Source organism: Streptomyces sp. NPDC058646 (genome assembly GCF_042716875.1).
Taxonomy (GTDB): domain Bacteria; phylum Actinomycetota; class Actinomycetes; order Streptomycetales; family Streptomycetaceae; genus Streptomyces.
Map to the genome: position 1 here is coordinate 523953 of NZ_JBHXRK010000001.1, position 17418 is coordinate 541370.

The 17418-nt window shown below is 68.2% G+C and carries 19 protein-coding genes and 2 pseudogenes; 16 read left to right on the forward strand and 5 right to left on the reverse strand.

Annotated features, from left to right (window positions below; all coding sequences use genetic code 11):
* Window position 1: 1 nt before the first annotated feature.
* On the reverse strand, window positions 2-1195 hold the full coding sequence (locus tag ACFWUZ_RS02285; RefSeq protein ID WP_384366298.1) for a methyltransferase: 1194 nt from the start codon (window positions 1193-1195) through the stop codon (window positions 2-4).
* Between the two features lie 104 nt (window positions 1196-1299).
* Window positions 1300-1650 carry a tetratricopeptide repeat protein gene (locus ACFWUZ_RS02290; RefSeq protein WP_384365629.1) on the reverse strand — a complete coding sequence of 117 codons (351 nt, stop codon included), beginning with the start codon at window positions 1648-1650 and terminating at the stop codon, window positions 1300-1302.
* Window positions 1651-1754: 104 nt separating this feature from the next.
* Between ACFWUZ_RS02290 and ACFWUZ_RS02295 the strand changes: the two genes are divergently transcribed.
* The 3 genes and pseudogenes from ACFWUZ_RS02295 (at window position 1755) to ACFWUZ_RS02305 (ending at window position 4900) form a co-directional block, all read left to right on the forward strand.
* Window positions 1755-2720 carry a pirin family protein gene (locus tag ACFWUZ_RS02295; RefSeq protein WP_384365632.1) on the forward strand — a complete coding sequence of 322 codons (966 nt, stop codon included), beginning with the start codon at window positions 1755-1757 and terminating at the stop codon, window positions 2718-2720.
* Between the two features lie 851 nt (window positions 2721-3571).
* Window positions 3572-4459, forward strand: coding sequence for a DUF5655 domain-containing protein (locus tag ACFWUZ_RS02300; protein WP_384365635.1), 888 nt, complete (start codon window positions 3572-3574; stop codon window positions 4457-4459).
* 19 nt (window positions 4460-4478) lie between these two features.
* Window positions 4479-4900 (forward strand): annotated as a pseudogene (locus ACFWUZ_RS02305) (peptide deformylase).
* A 37-nt stretch (window positions 4901-4937) separates the two neighbouring features.
* Here the strand turns inward: ACFWUZ_RS02305 and ACFWUZ_RS02310 are convergent.
* The gene (locus ACFWUZ_RS02310; RefSeq protein WP_384365638.1) at window positions 4938-5135 is read right to left on the reverse strand and encodes a DUF6233 domain-containing protein; all 198 of its coding nucleotides are present in this window, start codon (window positions 5133-5135) and stop codon (window positions 4938-4940) included.
* Between the two features lie 324 nt (window positions 5136-5459).
* On the reverse strand, window positions 5460-5696 hold the full coding sequence (locus ACFWUZ_RS02315) for a hypothetical protein (RefSeq protein WP_384365641.1): 237 nt from the start codon (window positions 5694-5696) through the stop codon (window positions 5460-5462).
* A 365-nt stretch (window positions 5697-6061) separates the two neighbouring features.
* Here ACFWUZ_RS02315 and ACFWUZ_RS02320 point away from each other — a divergent pair, with 365 nt between their 5' ends.
* The 5 genes from ACFWUZ_RS02320 (at window position 6062) to ACFWUZ_RS02340 (ending at window position 10749) form a co-directional block, all read left to right on the forward strand.
* Window positions 6062-6598: a hypothetical protein gene (locus tag ACFWUZ_RS02320; protein ID WP_328765442.1), complete on the forward strand. Its 537-nt coding sequence runs from the start codon at window positions 6062-6064 to the stop codon at window positions 6596-6598.
* Window positions 6595-7260, forward strand: a complete 666-nt coding sequence (locus ACFWUZ_RS02325) for an RES family NAD+ phosphorylase (RefSeq protein ID WP_384365644.1) — start codon at window positions 6595-6597, stop codon at window positions 7258-7260. The genes ACFWUZ_RS02320 and ACFWUZ_RS02325 overlap by 4 nt, the downstream gene beginning before the upstream one ends.
* 111 nt (window positions 7261-7371) lie before the next feature.
* A complete protein-coding gene (locus ACFWUZ_RS02330; RefSeq protein WP_384366301.1) occupies window positions 7372-7851 on the forward strand; it encodes a hypothetical protein in 480 nt (159 codons plus the stop codon).
* A 599-nt stretch (window positions 7852-8450) separates the two neighbouring features.
* The gene (locus tag ACFWUZ_RS02335; protein WP_384365647.1) at window positions 8451-9854 is read left to right on the forward strand and encodes a hypothetical protein; all 1404 of its coding nucleotides are present in this window, start codon (window positions 8451-8453) and stop codon (window positions 9852-9854) included.
* 397 nt (window positions 9855-10251) lie between these two features.
* Window positions 10252-10749, forward strand: coding sequence for an ATP-dependent DNA ligase (locus ACFWUZ_RS02340; RefSeq protein ID WP_384365649.1), 498 nt, complete (start codon window positions 10252-10254; stop codon window positions 10747-10749).
* A gap of 130 nt (window positions 10750-10879) precedes the next feature.
* Here the strand turns inward: ACFWUZ_RS02340 and ACFWUZ_RS02345 are convergent.
* Window positions 10880-11714 (reverse strand): annotated as a pseudogene (locus ACFWUZ_RS02345) (SDR family oxidoreductase).
* Between the two features lie 316 nt (window positions 11715-12030).
* Here ACFWUZ_RS02345 and ACFWUZ_RS02350 point away from each other — a divergent pair.
* From ACFWUZ_RS02350 to ACFWUZ_RS02385, 8 genes are all read left to right on the forward strand, one after another.
* Window positions 12031-12312: a hypothetical protein gene (locus tag ACFWUZ_RS02350; RefSeq protein WP_355801129.1), complete on the forward strand. Its 282-nt coding sequence runs from the start codon at window positions 12031-12033 to the stop codon at window positions 12310-12312.
* Window positions 12266-12790: a DUF6879 family protein gene (locus tag ACFWUZ_RS02355; protein WP_384365652.1), complete on the forward strand. Its 525-nt coding sequence runs from the start codon at window positions 12266-12268 to the stop codon at window positions 12788-12790. Before ACFWUZ_RS02350 ends, ACFWUZ_RS02355 begins: the two co-directional genes overlap by 47 nt.
* 22 nt (window positions 12791-12812) lie before the next feature.
* Complete coding sequence (locus ACFWUZ_RS02360) at window positions 12813-13661, forward strand: Scr1 family TA system antitoxin-like transcriptional regulator (protein ID WP_384365655.1); 849 nt, start codon at window positions 12813-12815, stop codon at window positions 13659-13661.
* A gap of 357 nt (window positions 13662-14018) precedes the next feature.
* Window positions 14019-14228, forward strand: coding sequence for a hypothetical protein (locus ACFWUZ_RS02365; protein ID WP_384365658.1), 210 nt, complete (start codon window positions 14019-14021; stop codon window positions 14226-14228).
* A gap of 113 nt (window positions 14229-14341) precedes the next feature.
* A complete protein-coding gene (locus ACFWUZ_RS02370; protein ID WP_384365660.1) occupies window positions 14342-14470 on the forward strand; it encodes a hypothetical protein in 129 nt (42 codons plus the stop codon).
* A gap of 22 nt (window positions 14471-14492) precedes the next feature.
* Window positions 14493-15677 (forward strand): JmjC domain-containing protein, encoded by a 1185-nt coding sequence (locus tag ACFWUZ_RS02375; protein ID WP_384365663.1) that lies wholly within the window; start codon window positions 14493-14495, stop codon window positions 15675-15677.
* Window positions 15674-16567, forward strand: coding sequence for an aldo/keto reductase (locus ACFWUZ_RS02380; RefSeq protein WP_384365666.1), 894 nt, complete (start codon window positions 15674-15676; stop codon window positions 16565-16567). The genes ACFWUZ_RS02375 and ACFWUZ_RS02380 overlap by 4 nt, the downstream gene beginning before the upstream one ends.
* Window positions 16548-17393: a hypothetical protein gene (locus ACFWUZ_RS02385; RefSeq protein WP_384365669.1), complete on the forward strand. Its 846-nt coding sequence runs from the start codon at window positions 16548-16550 to the stop codon at window positions 17391-17393. Before ACFWUZ_RS02380 ends, ACFWUZ_RS02385 begins: the two co-directional genes overlap by 20 nt.
* Window positions 17394-17418 lie beyond the last annotated feature (25 nt).

Genomic DNA, 17418 nt, shown 5'->3' on the forward strand with positions numbered 1-17418 from the left:
GTCACATAGGTCGCGGACGCTCCTGCTTGACCGCCCGCAGCACCACGAACTTCGGCTCGCTCGCGACGACTTCACTGTTGCCGAAGAGGCGCCTCAGGTGCGTGTGGTAGCCCATGTGCCGGTTGGCGACCACCCACAGCTCGCCTCGGTCCGCCAGCACCTTGCGCGACTGGGCGAACATCCGCAGCGCCGTCGCGTCCGTCGTGGCCTGGTGGGAGTGGAACGGCGGATTGCACAGCACCAGGTCGACGGAGCCGGGGGCCAGCATGGCCACCCCGTCGCCGACGTGGAACTCGGCGGTGCGCCGGCCCTCGCGTACGTTCGCCAGGTACGTGGCACGCGCGGAGGCGACCGCCTGGTAGGACTCGTCGGTGAAGACGACCGCGGCATCCGGATCGGCGACCGCCACCGCCGTACCGACGACGCCGTTGCCGCAGCCGAGGTCCACGACCCGGGCGCCGTCCGTGTTGGTCGGAATGTTCTGCAGGAAGAACCGGGTGCCGACGTCGAGGCGGTCGGCGCAGAAGATCCCGGCGTGGTTGACCACGGTCAGACCGGCGGCCGAGCCCCCTTCCTCGTCCACCGTGTACGTCACCGGCCACGGCCCGGTCCCCGCGGGGCGGACGGCCCCCTGGGCCTGGGGCGTGCAGAAGATCAGCCGGGCCTTCTTCTCCGCGAGCGAGGTCTTCGTCGGCCCGAGGATCTTCTCGAAGAGGCGCAGCGTGGAGGTGTGGATCTCCTTGACCATGCCGGTGCCGACGACGACGGTGCCCGCGTGCACGTGCGGGGCCAGCCGGTACAGCTGGTCCTCCAGCAGCGCCAGGCTCTTCGGCACGCGCACCAGCAGGACATCGATCCGCTGCGGCGGCGGGTCCTGCGTGGTCAGCAGGGTCACCGTCGCCTTGGAGGTCCCGATTCCGGCCCGGTCGAGGTTGGCCGCGGTCGCCGAGCGGCTCAGGGAGGAGTCGGTGATCTGCGTCGGGTGGTACGCGGCGAGCGCCGTCGTCAGCGCTCCCCAGCGGTCCCCCAGCACCGTGATCTGTCCGGCGCCGGCCAGGTCCACCGGCCCGCGCTCCCCGGTGCCGGATTCGAGGTGGCGCAGCAGGTACTCGTCGGCGGCGTCCCATGCGCGGAGCTGGTCGCGCGGGTCATCGGGGAAGCGGGTGAGCTCGTAGGAGCCGAAAGGCGTGGTCAGACGGTTCATCGTGGCCCCAGGCTAACCGAGGCGGCGGCCCGACCCCGCATGGGCGGGGCCGAGCGGCGCCCGCGCGCCGGTGCCCGGCCTCTCCTGCCCGGGCCCTACTCCGGGAACTCGCCGGCCATCGCCGCGGCCATCCTCAGGTACGGACGGGCCTCGTCCGCACGGCCGCCGCGCTCCAGGGTCCGCCCCAGCATCAGCTGCGCGTAGTCCTCCACCGGCCAGCGCTCCAGGATGGCGCGCAGCTCGCGCTCCGCGCGAGAGAGCTGCGCGGAGTGGTAGTAGGCGCGGGCCAGCAGCAGCCGCGGCGCCAACTGCTCGGGGGCCCCGCCCGCCAGCGGTTCCAGGATCCGGGCGGCCGTGGCGTACTCCTTCGCGTCGAAGAAGAGCTGGGCCCGCGCCCAGCGCTCGGCGGCCGTCCCGTGCTCGAAGTACGTCGTCGGCGCGTCCATCGCGTCCCTTCCGCCGTTCAGGTGGTGTGTCGCAGCCTCCAACACGCGTTCGCGGTGGAACATTCCACCCCGCACGGCCGCCCCCGCCCCACTAGGTTGTCCGCATGAGCAATCTCGATCGCCAGCCCGCTCTCTCCGCCTGTGGCGGCCGGGGCTTCGTCGTGGCCGAACCGGTCCGCGAGCTCCTGAGCCCGCGCACCGTCAAGCTCGGGGAATCCACCGAGGTCCGCCGTCTCCTGCCGAACCTGGGCCGCCGGATGGTGGGCGCCTGGTGCTTCGTGGACCACTACGGCCCGGACGACATCGCCGACGAGCCGGGCATGCAGGTCGCGCCGCATCCCCACTCCGGGCTCCAGACCGTGAGCTGGCTCCACGAGGGCGAGGTCCTGCACCGCGACAGCGTGGGCAGCCTGGAGACGATCAGACCGCGCGAGCTGGGCCTGATGACCTCGGGCCGGGGCATCAGCCACTCCGAGGAGAGCCCGCGCCCGCACGCCCGCCTCCTGCACGGCGCCCAGCTCTGGGTGGCCCTGCCGGACGCCCACCGCGACGTGGAGCCGCACTTCCAGCACCACGCCGAGCTGCCGCAGGTGAGCGCCCCGGGCCTGACCGCGACGGTCATCCTGGGCACCTTGGACACGGCGACCTCGCCGGGCACCGCGTACAGCCCGATCGTGGGCGCGGACCTGGCCCTGGCGGCGGGCACCGAGACCCGGCTCCCGCTCGACCCGGACTTCGAGTACGCGGTCCTGTCGATGTCGGGGGAAGCCCACGCCGACGGCGTCCCGCTCCTCCCGGGCTCGATGCTCTACCTCGGCTGCGGCCGCACCGAACTCCCGCTGCGCGCAACCTCGGACGCCGGCCTGATGCTTCTGGGCGGCGAGCCGTTCGAGGAGGAGATCGTCATGTTCTGGAACTGGATTGGCCGCTCCCATGAGGATATCGCACAGGCCCGCGAGGACTGGATGAATGGGACCAGATTCGGCGAGGTGAAGGGGTATGACGGCCCTCCGCTTCCAGCTCCTGACCTGCCCCCGGCCCACCTCAAACCACGCGGCCGAGTGCGCTGACCTGCGATATCTGGAGTGAGGCGGCCCCGCGGGGCGCGGGTCAGGCGCCTTCCGGTTACTGAAGCCTCGGCGCTTCCGATCGCGCCCCGCGCTTGCCCTTCGATGGTGCGGGGCCTTCCCCCTCTGTGGGCGTCCGTGGGTGGGTGTGTGTCTACGAATGCTGACCCAATGCTGACTTTCCTGACGCTGCGTCAGGTGAGGCTTCGTGCAGGTACAGACGTTGAAGCGGCTTCGTCGGCGATCCGCGCTTGTCTGGAAGTTGTTCCCGGCTACGTGACGGTCGGGTTGCCCATTGCGCTTCCCAAGGGCCGGTCCGAGAGTCTGATCGCCTGGTGTTACCGCTTGTAGGAAGTCGACAACCCCTGCAGCGGTCGTCGCAGCGGCGTCCTGCACTCTCGGCGAGGTGGGCTTCCGGGAGGCAGGGCGATGAACGGCGTTGCCGGAAGAGGTCCGCGGCCTGATGGTGACTCAGCGCGGCATGGCGCCACGGCCGCCAGCGGCAACATCCTCGCCCGATGGGAGAGCATCCTGGCCGTGGTCGGCCGAACTCGCCGGGCACGAGGGCGCGGCGGTCCGCACCGTGCACGTCCTGCCTCCTGCGCCACCCGGTACGCCGGCTCCGCCTCGGGCCGCCGACGCTGGACCGGGTGCCGTCCGCGCCCGCCGGGCCGGTGAAGACGGCCCCCCGGAGCCTGACCGTGCCGCGCTACCGCCTGTGAAGAGAGCACTGCGGTCTGAGGCCAGCACGCGTTCACCCGTCTCGTGCTCGCCCGCCATCCGACACCGACGGCTTCGCCGGAAACAATCCGGGCTCCCTCAGCGTTGAGGCCTGCGAAGCACGAGCTATGGGGGTGTCGGGGCTGAGGCTGTTCGATGTGGCCGGGGGAAGCGCGGTCGAGATCGCTGCACGCCCTGCAGAGGTGGAGCGTCACCTGCAGGACGTGGTCGAGGCGAACATGGAGGCCATGCTGGGGGTCCGGTTCCTGGCCAGCGAGTACAGCACCGGACCGGTTCATCGCGGCCGGATCGATTCGCTAGGCCTGGACGAGAACGGCTCGCCGGTCGTGGTCGAGTACAAGCGAGGCCGCGACGCCGGCGTCATTACCCAGGGGTTGTTCTACCTCGCGTGGCTGACCGACCATCGGGCCGAGTTCCAGCAGTTGGTCCGCGAGCGTCTCGGGGTAGACATTGCTTCCCAGGTGCTGTGGAGCAGCCCTCGGCTGATCTGCGTCGCGGAGGACTACACCCGCTACGACCTCCACGCCGTGCGCGAGATTCGACGCACCATCGACCTCGTCCGCTACAGCTACTTCGGGACAGGGCTGCTCGCCCTCGAACCGGTCGCCAAAACGACTGCCGGGGCACAGGAGCGCAGCGAACAGCGTCGTCGCCGACCGAGCACGTCGGTCGGCATGCGTGAGGACCCCATTGCCGGGCTGCGCAGCGCGCTCGACGAACTGCTCCAGGGGCTGGGAGACGATGTGAGCAGCGTTGACCGCAAGCAGTACCGCGCGTACCGGCGGCTGCGGAACTTCGCATGCGTCAGTCACGCCCACCAGCAGGAGGTGGTGGTTACGCTCCGGCTTGACCCCAAGGACGTGGACCTCGTTGGGGGCTTCACCCGGGATGTCAGCCAGATCGGCCACCACGGCACTGGTGATGTCGAGGTCCGTCTTCGGGCGGAGGGCGATCTGAGTCGCGCTGAGCCGTTGCTCCGGATGAGCTACGAGGCTGCCTGAGAACGCCGGCGCCCAGGCTGTGCTGCACCTGTCGCAGTTGACTCGCCCCAATGCCAGCGCGGGGTTTCAGAACCGCCCGAGTACGCGCTTGAGAAGGGCGGTAAGCGCTGCCAGGCAGAGCCATGTCCAGATCAATGCAACGCCCACCTGCAGGAATGGCGAGTCCTTCTCTGAAGCACCAGGTACAAAACTTGCCTATGAGGGGTGCCTGTCCTTCTTCGACGTCCGCGGCCTCGTTCCGCGGTCCTTGTCCATCACCGTCGAAGGCAACAATCTCGACGGCAGCACCACGGTCACCACTACAGCCAGGGCCTGGCCCGGCTCATCCACCACGAGATTGACCACCTCGATGGCCACCTCTACGACGACCGGATGCGCGACGGCGTCACCCCCATCCCAGTTGCCGAGTACCGCCAGACAGGATCCGCCTGGAGCTACTGACGCCCACGGGACTGGTTGTTGACGGCGCCCGTCCCGTCTACGCGTACCCTTCGCCGAGCTGGAGCATGGGCACGAGGACCGCGGCTGCGTCGCAGCTGGTGCAGGCTTCGGCGCCGGGCCGGAGCATGGCGTCGAGGGCTTCCTCGATGCCGAGCTCGCGCCCGCCGCCTTCCACGTGCTCGCAGTCGTGATCGTGGATGATCAGGCCGCGGCCCCGGGCCTTCGGGCGTGTCACCCAGCCCCACCGCGGGGCTGGTTCCGGATCATGGGTGGCCCGGTGCTTGGGCACAACGGACATGTCTGCGCCCGGGATGGGCTCCAGGACCTCGGGCGTCACCCACGTGCGGAACTCCACCGGCTCGATCGTCCCGCCGCCGGCGTGCTGCCACAACGGGGCCCCTATGAGGTACCTCCAGGGCCCATGATCATCTTGGCGTCGTTCGTAGAGCCGGACTTCCAGCCGCTGGCGGCCGTCGGGGAGCAGCAGCGTGATCGGGGCCCACGGCTCAGGCTCACTGCCGGCGTGCCCCTTCCAGGGATCGGGGACTGGGCTGGCCACTCACGCCGCCTCCACCCACGCTCGGGCCCTTGCTGTGCGGCGCAGCTCGACCAAGTCGGCGTGAGAGCGACCGGGCTCCGCCCAGTAGGGGTGGGCATAGAGGTCGCGCAGGTCCGCGATCAGCTGATGCCGCAGGTCGGTGATGTGTCCGCCGCAGGGGCGGGCGAGAGCGGCGTAGGTCCGGATGACGCGGACCTGGGTGAGCAGAAGATCGTCGGGAAATACTGTTCGCGCCATGGCTCGATTAGGCCACTTGTTCGATTTTCCGTGCAAGTCGATCCGGGTCTCAGCGTGCCCGGACGTTTGTGCGTGCGGGTAAGTCCCTCTCGTGACTCTTTCGCCGCCGCTAGAGCCGATGCTGGCGCGGGCGGTCCCGCGCCTGCCGCCTCAGGGCGCGCTGCCAGGCGGGACGGCGTACGAGCCGAAGTATGACGGTTCTCCAGACACGTCCAGGTGTCTCAGGCCGGGTACTTGCGACGCCGGCCCTATCGCAGGCGGCAATAGTCCCTTGCGTAAACGACTCAGCCGTCGGCGTGCCCTGCGTAGTAAGGAGCGGATTGCCCTGAGAGGCGTCTAGGCCGCTGCGGTCGTAACGTGTAAATATGTCCGACCCGAAACGTCTGATCGAAGCATTCGAGAATGAAGCGTCCAGGGCGTGGAACTCCTACCAGGAACTCGGGGAAGAAGATATCAGTCATGCGGATCTGGAAGCCATAGGGAAGCATGCGGCCGAGATTGCTGTCGGCAACATCTTCTGGCGCCTAGCCATCGGCGACAACATCCGAGCAACGGAGCTCGCAGACAAGGTAGGGCGAGATGCGGAGGAAATTGTTCGCCAGGTAGCAGATGGCTGTTTGGTTGGACTGGTGGGACGGAATCAGACGTTCCTCCCCCTTTGGCAATTCGAGGGTGGAGGCGACTATGGGGAACTTAGACTCGGAGAAGCCGCTCAAGTCACGTTGACTGTCTTCTGCGAGGAAATGGGTTCCCTATTTCGACCTACCTATGTCATCTCCTGGGCGAGCACGAAGCAGCCGGAACTGGGAGACCGCGAGCCTCGTTCCTTGATGTCCGACGAAGATTCCTTCCCGGCTCTTAAGTACTCCGCCAAGGTGGCTGCGAGGAGATTGGCGCGATGACCGAAAACCCTCCAGAATGCCCACTGGAGCCCAGTACTGAACTGTTCCGCCTTTATCCCCGGTATGCCCCCAAGCCCGCACCAGACGGGACGCCTGGCTGTCCAGCCTGGTTCTGTGGCGACATAGACCATCGCTTTGACCTACCCGGAGTGGGGCCAGGAACCTGCCATGTCGCAGAGACCCTCCTAGGCGCATTCATTGAGGTATATATCAGAATCTGGGGTAAGGGCATAGATGTGGACGAAGTCCATAGTGAGCGAAGGATGGCCCAGTTGAGCGCAGCTCGACAGGATGGCCAAGCCCCGCTATTCGTGGACCTTAACAGTGAGGCTAATCATGGTAAGCGGGGTGTCGATGCACGGCTTATAGACGAACTTGAGCCCCCATATCCGATACCGAAGGGTGTTGACCCGTATCCGCGTAGTCGCGCGTTCGCGCAGACGGTATACGAGGAGCGCCTGGCGGGTATTAAATACATATCAACCAGGGATCCGGGGCGCAAGCGCGTTAACTATGCCTTTTTTGGTCGAGCCAGCGGGGAGAATAGGGGAATCCTTGACGTGGCATCTGAGGGGGCGGTGCCGTTGTGGGTCATGTATGAGGCTAGTAATAGATTCCGTATTCCGCTAAAGCCATCATCCGCTCAATATCCGCTGACCTGATCTTTGCAGACCTCAGAGTTGCAAGCGACACCGTTCCGTGAGTTGATTCCGGCGGTGTCGGCTCAACCCACCTAGGCGAGAAGGCGCCGCGACTCTGAGACACATCACAGTCTGGAGAACGACGGCTACAGGATGCTCATCTGGGCCCGCCCGGAGGGAGTCCTGCTCCAGTCACGTCGCGGCACCGATCTGACTCCGGCGTTCCCCGAGATCGCAGAGGCTGCAGCTGCCCTCGGCGACACCACGGTGCTCGACGGCGAGGTGGTGATCTACCGCTCAGGTCGGCTCGCCTTCGCCGCGCTCCAGCAGCGTCTGCACCGTACGTCGCGCGCCGTGGCCCGTCTTGCTGCTGCCGAGCCCGCCCACTTCGTAACTGGCCTTCGACCTCCTCGCGCGCGGGGGCGACGTTGCTCTGGCTTGGCCCTACCGACAGCGCCGAGCGGCCTTGGCCGCCGTTTTCCGCGAGCGCGATCTCGCGGCCCCGTGGGCGCTGACCCCCTCGACGACGGATATCAGGCAAGCTCGGCAGTGGATCAGCGAGTGGCCGGCGGTCGGTGTGGAGGGCGTTTTGTGGCCAGGGTTTGCGGTTGACCGTTGACCACTTCATCAGTTGTGCGCTGACCGCCTGGAGGGGATGGACTTCAGCCGTGTGACACCCATCTCGGCTTCGAGTTGTTCCCTTAGCTTCTGGTTCTCCAAGGTGATCCGCTGGATGTGACAGGCGGCGAGCTCGAGGGTCTCGGTGAGTTACGCGTGGTCGTGGGCGCGGGCAGGTCGCGGCTCACGAAGTGCACCTTCGACCCAGGGCTGCGCAACCTACTGAGGATTTCGGGCCGCCGGCTGGGAAGCCACGGTCTACGGATGTTCCGGTGACACGCGCTATCCGGACGCAGGGGGCCTGAACGCTGGGCGTCGGGTGGGTGGGGGAGAGGATCCGGCTCGAGGCCGGACAGGCTCACGGCAGGGCCTGGAGCGCGGTAGTGGCGAGCATGCCGAGCAGGAGCCGCAGCACGGTCTCGGGATGGCGGGGCTGAAGCCGGGCCCCCAGATAGCCGCCGATCGGGCCCCCCACCCCGCAGGCCAGCCCCAACCGCCAGTCAGCTGCTGCTCGAGCGATGGTCGGTCGCTACTGGTTCCACTGCTGGAAAACTGCTGCCCAGATGCGACTGAGGCCGCTACTTTCAGGCCTTATGAGCAAGCATCTCTCCCTGCGTGAGGCCGTGTTGTCGTGGCTCGAGTACGCGGGCGGTCTGCCCCCAACACCCCAGTCCATCGTGGTATTGATGCTCCAGCCCCACTGGGAGGACGTGGTCAGAGAGGTGGCCGCCGCAGCGCCCAGGGAAGAGCACCCCGACCTCTACGCCAAGACCGACGGAGACTGGGTCCCGAACTCCCGAACACTGTTGGAAGCGTCGGGACTGGGCATGGCTGCACGTCTCATTGCTCAGGGCGTGCCAGTTCCCGTCTCCGAGGTCGCGGACAGCTTCGTCACCTTCTGTACTGGCCCGGCACCGGTCCCCGAGCGATGGCTTCTCCTCAACGGCACCTTCCCCCAGGGAACACGAATTCCGCTGGGGAGGCACACACTGCAGACCTTCACCGCGGACGAACTCAAACAGACGATCCCGATGCCTGCGCTGAACGTCCTGCAGCGCCGGAGCCATGATCTCGACCTGATCACTGGCGCACCGTTTCTCCATGTTCCTGATCCCGACCGTCCGGTAACGCGTCGCCCGACCTGGTTCGACTTCACCGGCCCGCGTGCGGAAGCCCAGCACTGGCAAGCACTCCTTCCTCTGATGTTGTGGGACAGCGAACTTCTTCGAGTGGACTCGGTCTTCACCGTTGCGCGCGGACGCCTCTTCGATCTGAACCCCAGAGACGTGCCGACGACCATCGAGGTCTATGAAGGCCACGACGGGAAAGCGGAGGAGGTTGAGGTCCGCGACACCGGAGCCTTCCATGTCCCGGCCGAATACCTTCCGGCCCTGGCTGACTTCTGCACCGCGATCTCGGCGAAGATCGACGCGGTCATGGCAGGCACGACCCACGAGCAGCGCATCCTCAACCGGCGCGCGCGGCGACTCGAACGCGCAGCCCGGCACCTCCTGGCCGCTTACCAGCGCACCTACAACGACAACGGCGTCTGGGAGGTGGAGGCCGACGAACTGCGCCTTGACTACGTCATCGCCCTGGAAGCCCTGCTGATCAGCCCCAACGACACAGGCGGCCGGATCACCGCCAACATCCTCTCCCGCGCGGCTGCGCTCTTCCTTACCCGTGACCACCAAGAAGAAGCCAAGGGCATCGTCCGACGTGCTTACAAGGCCCGATCCCTTTACGTCCACGGCGACGTGATCAAGGACCAGACAGAAGAGGAGAAACTGAAAGAGCTGCGAAATCTCCGGCTCCTCACACTGCAGGTCATCCTGCGCTGGCTTGTCCTGACCCCTTCCGACACCGAGGACCTCGCACCCCTGCTCGATGCCGCAGCCCAAAGCCCAGGCCGCGAGAACCGTATTGACCAGCCCCTGCACGCCTTCTTCACCACTACCCCGCCACACAACCGGCCCGCCGACATCACCGCCACCTGACCCTTGAGGGAAGCAGCCCGTAGCAAGGGAAGAAGCCCCGGCGGCCGCTGGCGCAGAGCGAGCCGCCGAGGGCTTCATGCGAGTCGCCCGGAGCCGACGGGGAGGCGGCCGCAGGCGTTGATCAGGGGGAGACCACGGCGTCGTGTCCGCCGCGGGTGGTGGACACTTTCGCGAAAGTCACCACCACCTTGGCGTGACCTTCGTGGACTGGGCACACGCCACACCCAGCCCGGCCTGCGTCGACGCCACGTCTCTCGCGCCGCAGCCTCCCTTGGCCTCTTTCCCGTGGGCAGCCCAAGTCGTAGCGGAAGTCGGAAGGTCTTCTCCAGGTGGGCGGAGAGGACCATCGTTCATCCCCGTCCCGGGCCCGACACCCCACCGTCCCCTCAACCGGTCAGTGACCGACTATGCACAAGGCATCGTCGCCAAGGGCATGGCCCAGCCGTATCGGCCCGAGGTGCGGGGCTGGCAGAAGTACCGCGCAACCGACACCGCCGAAGCCCTGGTGGGCGGGGTGACCGGGACGATTACCCGCCCGCTGTCGCTGCTCTTGGGGCGGCGTACGGACGACGGCGACCTGCTGCTCGTTGCTCGAACAGGGCCGCTCACCGCGGCCCAGCGGCCAGAGCTCGCACCGCTCCTTCGCTCAGGGGGCGCCGGACATCCGTGGAAGGGGGTCCGGTTCTCTGCCGCATGGGGAAGCCGCGATCCGCTCGAGTACCGCACGGTGGAATCGGACCTCGTGGTCGAGTTCGAAGGGGACACCGCTGTCGATCACGGACGGTGGCGCCACGCGGTGCGGATGGTCCGCGTCCGCGAGGACCTGGCACCCGCGGACGTCCCAACTGTAGGAGGCCGAGCCGGGCATGGACAGGGCAGCAGTCCTGCCGCGTGAGCAGAGCCCGCTGAGGCGTCGGGAGTCGGCTTGTCACAGCGACGTGGATGGTGGCATCGGTGCTGGGGTTACTGGAGGAACCCGAACTGGCGGCGCATCAGCGGGTGGAGGCCTTGCGCGAGCAGGCTTTCTAGGCCACCGAGGCAAGGAACTGGTGGCCGCCGCGCAGCGTGGTGCGCAGTTTGCGCTGTGTCGCGCGGCTGTCGAGGCGTACATCGAGGGCACCGGGTAGAGCGCTGTGGGCCCGCAGACCTGTGGGCAGTCGGGAGTCGTCGAGTCCGTCGCGCCTGGCGATGAGGACGCCGAGTTCGTGACGGCTCAGGGCCTCGTTGCCACCGAGGTGGTGGATTCCGGTTGCTCCTCCCGACGCGAGTTCCATGAGAGCTGCGGCCAAGTCGGTCACATGCACTGGGCAACGGATGTCGTCTGTGAACAGGACGCCGACGCGGGCGGGTACTGGCAGCAAGGTCGTGAACGGCACGTTCGTGTTCGGACTGCCCGTCGCCGATGATCAGGGAGGTGCGGGCCACCACGGCGTCCGGCTGCACGAGAAGAACCCCTGTCTCCGCCGCGGCCTTCGCCGCCCCGTACGGGGTGATGGGATCGGGCAGGCAGAACTCGTCGTAGAGGACGCGGGTCTTGCCGGAGAACACGGCGTCGCTGGAGACATGGATCAGACGGCTCCCCGACTTCGCGCAAGCCAGCGCCAGGCGTACGGGCCCCTCGGCCGTGATCGCCCAGTCTGCCTTACCGCTCGATGCGTTGATGACGACACGAGGCCTGGCCTCGGCCAGCACAGCTTCCGCTCTCCCGGGATCACGTAGGTCGAGGGCGTGCCATGCGACCGCCCGAGCGATCCCAGGCTTGGTCGCGTAGGTCGCAGTCGTCGTGTGCCCAGCCGCTACCGCCTGCCGAACCAGCTCGGCGCCCAAGAACCCGGACCCACCCACGATCAAGACGGTCATGAGGGGACAGCGTAGACCGGGCAGGATGGGGTGACGGCAAGAATGTAGGCAGAGGCATCGGTGGCCGCGCAGACGATCCGGCAGGCATGGAGAAGTTGGCCCCTCGGTGAGAGTGACCTCGATCCGGACTAGGTCGGGTTCCTCAACTAGGCCGAGGAGCAGATCCGTGGCGGGGGCTTCTTCGTTTCCGGGCTCAGCGCGGTCCGGCACTGGCCGGCGCCCCGGACCCTGACCGGTTCCCGCCCTTGACGCCCGGGTGCCCGTGGACGAGCGTCACACGCAAATACGCGCAACTCACTGGACAGGGGAGATCGTCATGGCGCTACGGTTCGTCGGGATAGACCCCAGCACTGGCGGCGGAGGTTCCCCCACCGTCTGGGTTGACGAGGAGAAACAGGAACTCGTCATCCAGGGGTGGAACCTCGACCCGGCCCGCACGGCCGAGGTCGCGTCCACCGAGTGGATCGCCGGGCACGCCGTCGGCATACCCGAGGGCGAGACGCCGGTGCGGGTTCCGTTCCGGCTGGTTCCGATCTTGAGGGAGGCATGTGATGTCGCAGAACGCTCCGGACTTCGCCGCACTGATGAGGCAGGCTGAGCACAGCGCGGTCCACCTGGAGATGCGCGACACCTACGGAGTCGGAGACGAGGCCGAGGAGTTCGAGGAGTTCAAGCGAACTGGCCATGTCGACCTCGACCCCACCTTGCGATGGTGGCCCGAGTGGCTCGGCATCGTCCGGGATACCGTCGGCCGCGGTGTGGTCATGCGGCGGGCGCGGATCGTCTCGGAGCCGGTGACCGACTACATCCGTTGGGAACACGCCGTCACCCCGATGAACATCGAGGCCGGGGAACAGGTCCGCTGGCTTCCGCGTCGGCGGGCGTCGGACATCGCGCTGCCGGGGAACGACCTGTGGCTGATCGATCGCCGCCTGGTGATGTTCCACTTCTGGACTGGTGAAGGCGACTGGGCCGGCCACGAGTTCACGGAGGAGCCCTCCGTAGTCAAGCTCGTCACCGACGCCTTCGAGACGGTTTGGGAGCGCGGCACCCCCCACGACCAGTACACCGTCTGACTCCGACCGGACCCACCTCCTCATGGCATCATCCCCGTCATCCAGCGCACAGGCTGCCCGTGAAGCGCTGGCCATGCGCCTGTCCCACCTCCGCAAGGACGCCGGTCTCACCGGGCGAGAGTTGTCCGCCCGGTGCGGCTGGCATCCCGCGAAAACGACCAGGCTTCAAAAGGGTGAGATCGCAGCCTCGGACTCGGACATCCGCGCGTGGTGCGCGGCCACCGACTCCGACGACCAGGCGGCCGACCTGATCGCCACCGCCCGCGCTGTCGATTCGATGTACCAGGAGTGGCGGCGCCTCCACCGCAACGGCATGCGCAAAGCCCAGGAAGACTGGTCGGACCGGCATCGGCAAGCCCGAATCTGCCGTACCTACGTCTCCAACGTGGTCCCCGGCTACCTTCAGACCCCCGCGTACGCTACGGCGCTCATGCGCAGCATCACCACCTTCCAGGGCACTCCTGACGACGTGACCGAGGCCGTGGCCGCCCGCGTCGCCCGCAGCCGGTTCCTCTACGAGGGTGGCCACCGCTTCGTCGTGCTCATGGAGGAGTGGGTCCTACGCTCCCGGATCGGCGACGCCGACACGATGACCGCCCAACTCCGGCACCTCCTTAACGTGCAGCCACTCGCCTCGGTCTCCCTCGGGATCATCCCGGCCAGCTCACAGCGCACCATCTGGCCGTTGGAGGCGTTCTACCTCTTCGACGACCGCCAGGCCGCCGTTGAGACCTTGACCGCCGAGGTCAACATCACCCAGCCCCGGGAACTCGCGGACTATGCGGAGGCGTTCGCTGGCCTGGCAGACATGGCGGTCTACGGAGACAACGCCCGCGCATTGATCACGGCCGCGATCGGCTCCCTCGGATAAGAATCCGCAATTAGGCGCAACTTCGTTGAGTGCGGATCCCCCGTCTCCCTACGGTGAGGACACGCCGCTCGGGGTGGTCACAGGCCTCCGGGTGGCTCCCCCGAAGCAGCGGACCACAGTCCCTCGCGCTGCGGTCCGCTGCCCTCCACCGGTCAGGAGCACGCCATGCCCGAGCCTCCCTCGCCGCCCGCCCGCAGCTCCAGGACCAGCCGGAGTACACCCCCTGGGGCGACGCCTTCGGCAGCCCGACCCCAGCCCGGCCGCCCGAGTCCGCGCCGAGCGCGGCATGGAGAGATGCCTGCGCTGTGCTGGCCGCGACGACCGGGGCGATCAGGTGAGAGACCAGGACGGTGCGGCATGAACAGGTTTCCCGGCTGGCTGTACGCGGGCGCCCGCGTCTTGGACCCCGCCAAGGACCGCGAAGGAGTCATTCAGTTCATCGGCGAGTGGGAAGACCCTCAAACCCGCCGCGTCATCCCCGAGGCCGTTTTCCTGCGTCCTGAAGGGGGCGGCGTCGAATGGGTCGTCGCCGACCACCAGGCGCTCCGCCAGGCCGACGCCCGCTGAACCCACAGGCTTCCCGCCCCGCACCTCCTACAGCGCCAACGCCGGGTCGGGCACACCACTTCCTGCCGGATGACCGGCAGGACAACACCACGAGGAACAGGAAGGAATACGCCATGCACGAGAACACGCAGACGCAGGACCGCGGTCTGGTGGTCGGCGTCCGCCGAATCACCGCGGCCCGCACCCGTGCCGAGGAAGCCTCGGACAACACGGGCGGCAAGTCGGACATGAACGACACCTGATCCACGGAAGGACACGCGCACGATGACTGATTCCTCATCGTGGGCGGCGCGGCTGGGCGGGGACACGTTCCTCGCCCAGTCGTGTTTCCGCGCCCACAAAGTGATCCGCTCCACCGGCAACACCAGCGCCTTGCCGCTGTCCTGGGACGATCTGAACGAGATCATCGCCACGCACCGCCTGGAGCCGCCGCGGATGCGACTCTCCCGCGCAGGCGAAGCCGTCCCCGCCACCGCGTACTCCCTGCTCCGCACCAACCGCAGGGGCACCTCCTGGTACCAGCCCGAGCCCGCCGAGTTCCACGCCCGGCTCGCTGAGGGCGCCTCCCTCGTGATCGACGCCATCGACCAGATCCATGCGCCCATCCGCGAGTCCGCCGAGGAGCTGGAGCGCTTCTTCCGCACGCCGGTCCAGGTCAATGCGTACGCCTCCTGGACGGCGGAAGAGGGCTTCGGCACCCACTGGGACGACCACGACGTAGTGGTGCTCCAACTCGACGGCGCGAAGCGCTGGCGCATCTACGGCCCCACCCGGCAGGCGCCCGCATGGCGCGACGTCGAAGCCCCCCAGGCCCCCACTGGGGAACCGCTGGCGGACATCGTCCTCACGCCGGGCGATGTGCTCTATCTCCCGCGCGGCTGGTGGCACGCAGTCACCGCCGACCAGGGCACCGCTTCCCTTCACCTGACGTTCGGGCTCGCCACGCTGACCGGCGCCGAGTTCCTCGGCTGGGCCGTGGACGAGCTGCGCGCCAGCAACACCGTCCGCCAGGACGTGCCGCGCCACGGCGACCAGGACGAGCGCGCCACCTACCTCGAAGCCGTACGCAAGGACGTCCTGGCGCTCCTCGACGAGCCGGATGTGCTCGACCGCTGGGCCCGCTCGATCGACAGCACCCACCCCGGACGCCCCCGCCTGTCCCTGCCCCACCTGGGCGCCGTCCCCGCCGAGCCCCGGACCACGGTCAAGCTCACCGCCCCCCGCGCCCACCTCGACCAGGACGACCAGGTGGTGACGCTCGCCGGCGCGGGTAAGGAGTTCGCCTTCGCCCTCGCTGTCGCCCCGCTCCTGCACCTCCTGGCCGAAGGTCGGCCGGTCACCCTCGCCGCGCTCGCACAGCACTCCGGGCTCACCGTCGACCAGGCCGCGGAGGTCCTGACCGCGCTGGTCGCAGGACAGGCCGCCGCCGTGGTCGGGAGCAGCCGGTGACCGCCTCGCTCGGTCTGGGCACGTACAAGGTGCGCGACGTCGCCGAAGCAGCGCGCACCGCCTGCTCCCAGGGCGCGGCCTGGATCGACACCGCCCCCAACTACGGCCACGCGCACCAGGAACTCGCCCCGGTCCTCGCCGAGCACGTGCAGGTCAAGGTGTCCACGAAGACGGGGTTCTTCGGTAGGCAGGAGGGCACCGCGGCGGTCCAGCAGGGCGTCCTCACCGACGACCAGGCCGCCGCCGGTCACAGCCTCGCTCCCGAATTCCTGCGGTGGCAGACGGACCGGTCCCTGGACGTCCTCGCCCGCGCCGACATCGTGTTCGTCCACAATCCCGAGCACGCCCACCTCGACCGCGAGGAGCTGCACGAGCGGCTGCGCGAGGCGTTCGCCGTGCTGGAGGAGTTCGCACACGCTGGGCGCATCGGAGGGTACGGCGTGGCCGCCTGGTCCGCCTTCACCTCCGGCGCGTTCACCGTCGCCGAACTCCTCGACCTCGCGCGGGAAGCCGCCGGATCGGGTGAACATCACCTGCGCGCCGTACAGCTCCCAGTGAGCCTGGTCATGGTCCGGCCCATCAGCCTCGCCCTGGACGGCCGCGGCCCCCTGGTGCAGGCTCGCGCGGCGGGGCTGACCACGTTCGGCTCCTCGCCCCTGCACGGCGGAGAACTCCCGCGCTTGGCCACACCCGAACTCGCCGACTACATCCGCCCCGGCAGCACGCCGGCCGCAGCCTGTCTCCTCGCCGCCGTCTCCTGCCCCAGCCTCGACGTGGTACTGCTGTCCGCGAGCACCCCCGAGCACTGGGCCGCCGCGCAGGAGGCCGCCGCCGCCCCGCTCGCACCCGACCACCTGAGGAAGGTCACCGATGTACTCGCCCAAGGATGACGAGACCCAAGGCCGCATGGAGCACGCCCTGGCCCGCGCCTGCGACCACTTCGGTACCTCCGCGACCGGCCCGGTCTCCTGGGGCTGGCTCGGCCGCACCATCGGCTCCCGCACCACCGATGACCGGTGGCTGCGCGTCCACTGCGGAGAGATCGCGAAGGCATCAGCCGCGATGACGGAGGGGATCGTGGTCGCCGAGGAGCGGATCTCCAGCCTCGTCTCCCGCCCGCACCTGCACGGCCTGCACCGCTGGGAGTCCGACCCCTACGTCTTCGAGGGCGAGCTGATCGACTACATCGCCCAGCCGGTGATCTCCCCGGAGACGCCCGACCTCGTCGAGGACCCGCACCTGCCCGATGCCTGGTGGAGCGACCTGCGCAACAGCCTGGACGCCCTCGCCGACGCCGAGCCCCCGCGGACCACCATTCGCCAGGAGTGGGCGGATCGCGTGTTCCCCGAATTCCTCGGCATCCCCGCGCCGGCCATCACCGAACGCGTCACTGGTCACGCCGATCTCCAGTGGGCGAACATCACCGGACACCCCTTCGTCCTGCTGGACTGGGAACGCTGGGGAGCCGTCCCGCTCGGCTACGACCCCGCCATGCTGTACGTCAACAGCCTCCGCGTCCCGGCCGTCGCCGAGCGGGTCCGCAAGGAGTTCGCGGACGTCCTGGAGACGGAAGCCGGGCGCCTCGCCGAGCAGATCGCCCTCGCCGAGATGCTCCAGGCCGTAGGCCGCGGCTGGTACGAAGAGCTTGCTCCCCACCTGCGCCAGCGGGCCGAGGAGCTGACCGGCGTCACACCGCCCACGCCCCTCAGAGCGTGATCCCCACATGACCGTGCCCTCTCCT

Coding starts and splice junctions, on each gene's coding strand:
- ACFWUZ_RS02325 (WP_384365644.1), top strand. CDS start 6,595: ATGACCGAAAACCCTCCAGAATGCCCACTGGAGCCCAGTACTGAACTG.
- ACFWUZ_RS02385 (WP_384365669.1), top strand. CDS start 16,548: ATGTACTCGCCCAAGGATGACGAGACCCAAGGCCGCATGGAGCACGCC.
- ACFWUZ_RS02295 (WP_384365632.1), top strand. CDS start 1,755: ATGAGCAATCTCGATCGCCAGCCCGCTCTCTCCGCCTGTGGCGGCCGG.
- ACFWUZ_RS02360 (WP_384365655.1), top strand. CDS start 12,813: ATGGCATCATCCCCGTCATCCAGCGCACAGGCTGCCCGTGAAGCGCTG.
- ACFWUZ_RS02375 (WP_384365663.1), top strand. CDS start 14,493: ATGACTGATTCCTCATCGTGGGCGGCGCGGCTGGGCGGGGACACGTTC.
- ACFWUZ_RS02365 (WP_384365658.1), top strand. CDS start 14,019: ATGAACAGGTTTCCCGGCTGGCTGTACGCGGGCGCCCGCGTCTTGGAC.
- ACFWUZ_RS02320 (WP_328765442.1), top strand. CDS start 6,062: ATGTCCGACCCGAAACGTCTGATCGAAGCATTCGAGAATGAAGCGTCC.
- ACFWUZ_RS02335 (WP_384365647.1), top strand. CDS start 8,451: ATGAGCAAGCATCTCTCCCTGCGTGAGGCCGTGTTGTCGTGGCTCGAG.
- ACFWUZ_RS02315 (WP_384365641.1), bottom strand. CDS start 5,696: ATGGCGCGAACAGTATTTCCCGACGATCTTCTGCTCACCCAGGTCCGC.
- ACFWUZ_RS02350 (WP_355801129.1), top strand. CDS start 12,031: ATGGCGCTACGGTTCGTCGGGATAGACCCCAGCACTGGCGGCGGAGGT.
- ACFWUZ_RS02370 (WP_384365660.1), top strand. CDS start 14,342: ATGCACGAGAACACGCAGACGCAGGACCGCGGTCTGGTGGTCGGCGTC.
- ACFWUZ_RS02290 (WP_384365629.1), bottom strand. CDS start 1,650: ATGGACGCGCCGACGACGTACTTCGAGCACGGGACGGCCGCCGAGCGC.
- ACFWUZ_RS02355 (WP_384365652.1), top strand. CDS start 12,266: ATGTCGCAGAACGCTCCGGACTTCGCCGCACTGATGAGGCAGGCTGAG.